This is a genomic window from Agromyces sp. ISL-38, from assembly GCF_018613935.1.
Taxonomy (GTDB): domain Bacteria; phylum Actinomycetota; class Actinomycetes; order Actinomycetales; family Microbacteriaceae; genus Agromyces.
On the sequence record NZ_JAGGPF010000021.1, the window covers coordinates 1 to 5,791 of the forward strand.

The following is a 5,791-nucleotide window of genomic DNA, read 5'->3' on the forward strand; positions in this document are numbered from 1 at the left end:
CGACCAGCACGTCGTCGGCAGCGGCAGCCTGAGGCCGGTACTCGACCGCGGCGGCGTCCTCGTCGACGGCGATCAGCCGCGAGCCATCCGGCCCTGCGGCGCCGCCCGCGAGGGTGCCCGCGCCGGGTCGCCCGCCCGCATCGACGACGCGCACCGCGAGCTCGCCGAACGGGCTCACCGCGGGCGCTCCGCCGGTCAGCCGGCTCGTGCCCGCGGCGCCGACGCGGATCGTGAGCGGCACGGGCGCGTCGCCCGCGCGTAGCAGCAGCGGCCACGGCTGCAATGCGACCGGCAGCAGCACGGTGCGCACGAGCGCGGCGGCGATCGCCTTGCCCGTGATGCCGGGCGCGTTCCGGGGCCAGAACCAGCCCTCGGTGCGCAGTTCGACGGCGGGCAGCGAGCCATCCGCAAGCCCGGATGGCTCGACCGTGACCTGCTCGACCCGCTGCCCGTCGACGACGAAGCCCGGGTCGCCCGGCCCGCCGAGCGCGCTCGCATCGCGCAGGTCGCCGGCGTCGAGCTCGTAGACGAGCGCGTCGAGCGCCGCCATCGTCTGCGCACGCGTGCCGTTGTCGGCCGGCCGCACCACTATACGCACGTCGCACCGCAGGCGCACCACGCGCCGCGGATCGGCCGCACCCGGCACGCGCTCGGGCCGGCGCCCCGCACCGAAGCTCTCGGGAACCACCTCGGCCCGGCTGACGCCCACGAGCACCGCCGTCGCGGACGTGTCGGCGGGGCCGGGCGCGACGAACACCCGGCCGGCGAGCGGCGCGGCCAGGCGGCTGCCGAGCACGTCGGCGAGGCGGGTCTCGAAGTCTGCGAGCACGGCGGCGGCCTATCCGGGCGGCCGGTCGGCGAGGCGGAGGAAGATCGACTGGCCTGGCTGCACGCCGATCGGCGAGACGCCGCCCTCGAGCGGGGTGATGAGCTCGAAGTGGCCCGAGAGGCGCTGGTCGAGCTGGAGCTTCACGCGATCCGAGACCGTGTCGACCAGCTGCGAGCGCAGTTCGTCGTTGCTGCGGGCCAGCTCGACGAGGAGCTCCTCACGCGTGATGCCGCGCGGGCCGGTCGGGATCTGCTGCCGCACCTCGGCGAGCGCGAGGTCGACGCGGTTGCGCTCCCCCGCGAGCTCGGTGCGCAGCGTCGCGACCTGTCGTTCGATCGTCGCGTCGGTGCTCTGCTTCAGCGCGACGAGGTCGGTCGCGGTGCCCGCGAGCGACGTGCGCAGCTCGCCGATGCCGGTCTGCAGCACGCCCAGCCGATCGTCGAGCGCGCCGATGCGCTCGTCTACGAGCGCGGTGAACGACGCGAGCAGGTCGGGCTGGGCGTCGGTGATCGCGGTGCGAACGCGGTCGGCGAGCGATCCTTCGAGCTGGGAGACGCGCGTGTCGACGGCGTCCCGAAGCGTCACGGTCGCGGTCGCGAAGGTCGCGCCGAGCCGGTCCTCGCTCTCGGCCTGCCCCTGCGCGATGACCTCGGTCAGCTGCTCGGTGATGGTGGCCTTGAGCTCGTCGCGGAACCCGCCCGCGGCCTCGCGCGCGGCGGCCACCGCCGACTGGGCGACCTCGTCGATGCGCGTGGTCAGCTGGTTCCGCAGCGCCTCGGTGAGCACGGTCGCGCTGTCCTCCGCCTGCCGCACGGCCGCGGTCTTCGCCTCCTCGAGCAGCTCCGCCTTGACCCCGGCGGTGAGCCGGGCCGGGCGGCTCGTGATCGCGGCGGTCAGCTCGTCCTCGGTGACGAGCGTGGTGGCCAGCTCGACGAGCCGGCGCTCGAACTCGGCCGCGTCGAGCAGCGCGCCGGTCGGCGTCGTGAGTCGCTGCTCGAGTTCGTCGACCTTGCCGAGGCCTGCGAAGAGCGTAGAGGGCGTCACGTCGCCGAGCCCGGCCGCGAACGCGCTCACGGCCGACAGGTTGGTGCCGATCGCGTCGAGCGACGCACGCAGCGTCGCGACCTCGTTGCGCGGGTCCTTGATGCCCGACACCGTGCGCGAGAGCACCGTCAGCGACGACGCCCGGTCGAGGTCGTTGGTCTCGTGCCGGTTGGTCACCACGCGAAGGTCGCGTACCTGGCCGGCCACGTCGTCGATCTGCTGCCCGATGAGCAGCGCGCGACGCTCGATCGCCGACACCCGCGCGGTCGCACCCGGATCCGACAGCGGCCCGCGCTCGATGATCGCTCGCAGGCGCGGATCGAGCCATCCGAGGGTCACCTGGTCGGGATGCTCGTGCGGCGCGACCGCGGTGCCCGACGCGTCGGCGACCACCGCGCGCGCGACCTCGAGCAGGGCTCCGACGACGGCGTTCCAGTCGTCGGCCGCGATCACCTCGCCGCGCTCGCGCGACGCCAAGGGCAGCAGCCGGTCGGTCAGCGCCTTCAGGCGCTCGATGTCGGCGACGCTCGGCATGGCTCACACCCCTCCCGCGAACTTCGACGTGCGCTGTACGAGGCTCGTCCGGCGGTAGGTGTCGAGCTCCTGTTCGGCGGTCAGCACCCGCCCGCCCGACGCGAACGCGTCGGTGAGGCCCACGAAGGTCTTGACGTCGTCGTTGTCGAGGAAGCCACCCGCGCCCGCGCCCTGCGCCTGCGCGATGACCTGCACCTCGGCGGCGAGCACCGCGCCCGCGTCGGCGAGCTTCGACGAGTACTCGAGCACGGTGCCCTGGCGCGCGATCTCGAGGTCGTCGACGCGTTTCAGGATGCGCTCGCGCTCGGGGCCGACCACCGCGCCCGCGTCGAGCATCTTGATCGTCGCGCGGCGGAAGTTCTGGCTCTCGACGTCCCGCCGCAGCTCGAGCACGCTGTTGCCGAACGACGCGATGAACTTACGCAGGTTGCCCTGCACCTCGTCGATCTTCGCGGCGATCTCGGGATGGTCGTGGCCGCGCGGGCTCACGAGCGAGGTGAGCTCGAGCACCGCGCCCGCGAGGTCGGACACCGCGCCAACGAGCTGGTTCCAGTCGGTGGCGCGGATGGCCTCGCCGGGCGCCTTGCCCCCGACCGCCGCCGCCGTGGTGCGTGCCGCCGACACGGTCTGCTGTACCGGGCCGAGGTCGGCGTCGGGCAGGTCGCGGATGGGCGTGTCGCGGAAGTCGTCTGGCCGGATCGGCACCGGCACGAACGTCGGCAGCGGCACCGGGAGCGTGTTGACGATGCCCGTGTAGAGCGGGCCTACGACGTTCGGGTGCTTGACCGCGATCTCCCACTGGCCGGGGTCGAGGTCGCGCACGAGCAGCGTGCCGTCGAGGAAGGGCTTGCGCTCGAGGGTCTGGCCCGTGAGCGGGTTGGTCAGCGTGACGACCGCGTCGCGGTTGGCCGGCGGATAGTTCTGCAGCTTGATGTTGAGGCTGCTCTTCGCGAATGCCACGAGCTTCTCCTTCTCGTCAGTGCGGTCTCGGTGCCGTGTCTCGATGCGGATCTCAGCGGGCCAGCCACTGCAGGTCGCCGAACGGGAACTCGATCTCCCAGAAGAGCGTGAGGTCGTGGTCGTCGCCCTTGGTCAGCGGCGTGAACACGACCCGGTTGTAGAGCACGTCGGTGCCGCCCTGTCGTGACACGAGCGCGGCCTCGCACAGCGTCCCGACACCCGCGGCATCGGGCAGCGTCGCCCGCACCTTCACGAGCACGCGGCTGCGCGGCTCGTCGACGGTGATCGCGAACGCGTCGGGCGGGATGGGCGCCGCGGTGTCGCCCGTGATGCCCGGACCGCCTTGGCCGTCGTCGTTGCCGAGCGCCGCGACCGTCACCGACGTCGGGTCGGCATCTTCGGTGCCGACCGCCATGTGGGTGATGGGGCCGCCAGCTCCCGTGAACAGGTCGGCGATGAGGCGCCCGCCCGTCTGCAGCACGGTGTTGTGCGCGGCCCGCGTCTGCAGCACGGCGCCGTGCCGGTCGCGCAGCTCGACGTACAGCTTGGCTCGCATGGCGTTCCCTTCTACTGGTATGTGCTCTCGTCGAAGTCGGTCACGCCGAACAGCGCTCCCGAGTCCGCGAGATGGTCGATGCCGACGGTGCCGATCTCGTGCTGGGCGAGCCCGCTGATGAACGTCAGGTGATCGAGCTGGCGCTGGCTGTCGTGCAGCGGGCGGAAGCGCACCTCGGCCGCGACGCCTGCCGCGGCGAGCCGGCCAATGCCCGTGCCGACCGAGCCGACGAGCTGGTCGTGCGCCTCGAGCGCGTCGTCGAGGCGGCCTGCCGCGTTCCGCAGCGTGCCGGCCTCGAGATCGACTCGCACGGTCGCCGGCAGGCGCTCCGACCAGCTCAGGTCGAGGTACGCCGCCGGGTCGAGGAAGAACAGCGCGTGGTCGAACGACGACTCGTCCCACCGGCCCTCGGTCAGGTCGAACCCCGCGAGCGCGAGCAGCGCCCGGTCGAGCCCCGGCGCGTCGAAGCGCGCGACGGGCAGGAACCACAGGTCGTTCGGCCCCGGCTCGAGCAGGATCGCGGATGGCGCGGAGACATCCGCCGGCTCCCATGGCGTGCCGGGCACGACACGGGTGATGCCCTTCAGCCGGTCGGTGACGTCGGTGCGGCCGAGCTGCGCGCTGACCGCCCCATCCGTCTCGGCCTGTATCCACAGCCGCTCGCCCGGCCGAAGCTCGCCGAGGAACGCGAGCGCGACACCCGTGGTGCGGTTCACGAGCACGGGCACGACCTCGCTCTGCTCGCCGCCCGTGAAGAGCACGGAAAGGGGCGCCGGGTCGAGCCCGCCATTGGCGACCTCCTGGTGCAGCGGCTCGATCGGGCCCGGCCCGCCGAGCCGCGTCGTGCGGCGCCGCGACGGGTTCTCGACGAGCGAATGGCCGACGCGCGCGAACTCGCTGCCCCAGGTCTCGAACGACGGGAGCGCGTCGATGCGGTTCGTCGACTCGAACGCCTCGGCGTAAAGCTGGGTGAAGGTGCGGAGCGCGGGTCCCGTGACCGCGCCGTGCTCGAGCCGCGCGGTGCGGAGCGCATGGAACCACGCCCGGTACTCGCCGAGCTCCTGCCAAGGCTCGGGCTCGACGTCGAGCAACGCGCCGAGCGCAGCGGCCTCGGCGAGCTCGACCGTGGCGTCGAACCAGTGCGCGCGCTGCACGATGCGCGCCTCCTCGTCGACGATCTCGAGTTGCAGAGCGGCGACCGCGACGAGCCCGCGCACGAGGTCGCCGTCGGCGTACAGCGTGGGCAGCCGGCTCAGCATGGCCTCGGCGTGGGTCGTCATACGACCACCTCGTGCACGTCGAGCGTGCGGCGGCGCAGGCGCTCGCCGGCCGCCGGAACGTAGCTGCCCTGCTCGTCGAGCAGTTGGGCGAACCGGCCGCCCGACTCGATCACGATGCTCGCCTGCTCGCGCACGAGACCGAACAGCGGGCTCGCCTGCAGGCCCGACGCGAGGCCCGCAAGCGTCAGCGGTCTCGTCGGCCCGACGGCGTCGAGGTACGGATTGACGACGAGGCGGATGGCCGTGATCGCTTCGTCGAGCGCCACCCCCGCCTGCAGCTGGACCGGAAGGACGAGGTCGACGTCGGCCACGGTCGCGACCGCGCCGGTCGCCGTGCGCTCGGCCTGCGGCGGCGGGAACGCGAACGGGCGCACGACGTCGAGCACCTCGCCCGGCTGCAGCACGAGCGCGGCGCCCGGCGCGTCGGGGTCGGTCAACGTGATCTCGGCGTCGGCCACGAGCGGGTCGGCGAGCGCGGCCGCGGTGAGCGCCGCCGGGCGCACGGGCGCGCCCGGTTCGAGCGCGCCGAGCTTCGCGGCGATCCGGTCCTGGACGCCCGCCGTCACGCGGTTGAGCTCGGCGCCCGCG

General features: G+C 73.4%; 6 protein-coding genes. All 6 read right to left on the reverse strand.

Going from position 1 to position 5,791, the window contains the following annotated elements; translation table 11 throughout:
* Positions 1-829: hypothetical protein (locus J7E25_RS17520; protein WP_214871458.1), on the reverse strand; the 829-nt coding region annotated here is incomplete at its 3' end.
* Between the two features lie 9 nt (positions 830-838).
* The gene (locus J7E25_RS17525) at positions 839-2,407 is read right to left on the reverse strand and encodes a hypothetical protein (RefSeq protein WP_214871459.1); all 1,569 of its coding nucleotides are present in this window, start codon (positions 2,405-2,407) and stop codon (positions 839-841) included.
* A gap of 3 nt (positions 2,408-2,410) precedes the next feature.
* Complete coding sequence (locus J7E25_RS17530; RefSeq protein WP_214871460.1) at positions 2,411-3,367, reverse strand: hypothetical protein; 957 nt, start codon at positions 3,365-3,367, stop codon at positions 2,411-2,413.
* Between the two features lie 52 nt (positions 3,368-3,419).
* The gene (locus tag J7E25_RS17535) at positions 3,420-3,923 is read right to left on the reverse strand and encodes a hypothetical protein (protein WP_214871461.1); all 504 of its coding nucleotides are present in this window, start codon (positions 3,921-3,923) and stop codon (positions 3,420-3,422) included.
* An 11-nt stretch (positions 3,924-3,934) separates the two neighbouring features.
* A complete protein-coding gene (locus J7E25_RS17540) occupies positions 3,935-5,203 on the reverse strand; it encodes a hypothetical protein (protein ID WP_214871462.1) in 1,269 nt (422 codons plus the stop codon).
* The coding region (locus tag J7E25_RS17545; protein WP_214871463.1) for a hypothetical protein at positions 5,200-5,791 on the reverse strand (592 nt) is incomplete at its 5' end. The genes J7E25_RS17540 and J7E25_RS17545, both read right to left, overlap by 4 nt.

What these genes read in the sequence shown, in the direction of transcription:
- J7E25_RS17525 (WP_214871459.1), bottom strand. Translation starts at nt 2,407, where the DNA reads ATGCCGAGCGTCGCCGACATCGAGCGCCTGAAGGCGCTGACCGACCGG.
- J7E25_RS17535 (WP_214871461.1), bottom strand. Translation starts at nt 3,923, where the DNA reads ATGCGAGCCAAGCTGTACGTCGAGCTGCGCGACCGGCACGGCGCCGTG.
- J7E25_RS17540 (WP_214871462.1), bottom strand. Translation starts at nt 5,203, where the DNA reads ATGACGACCCACGCCGAGGCCATGCTGAGCCGGCTGCCCACGCTGTAC.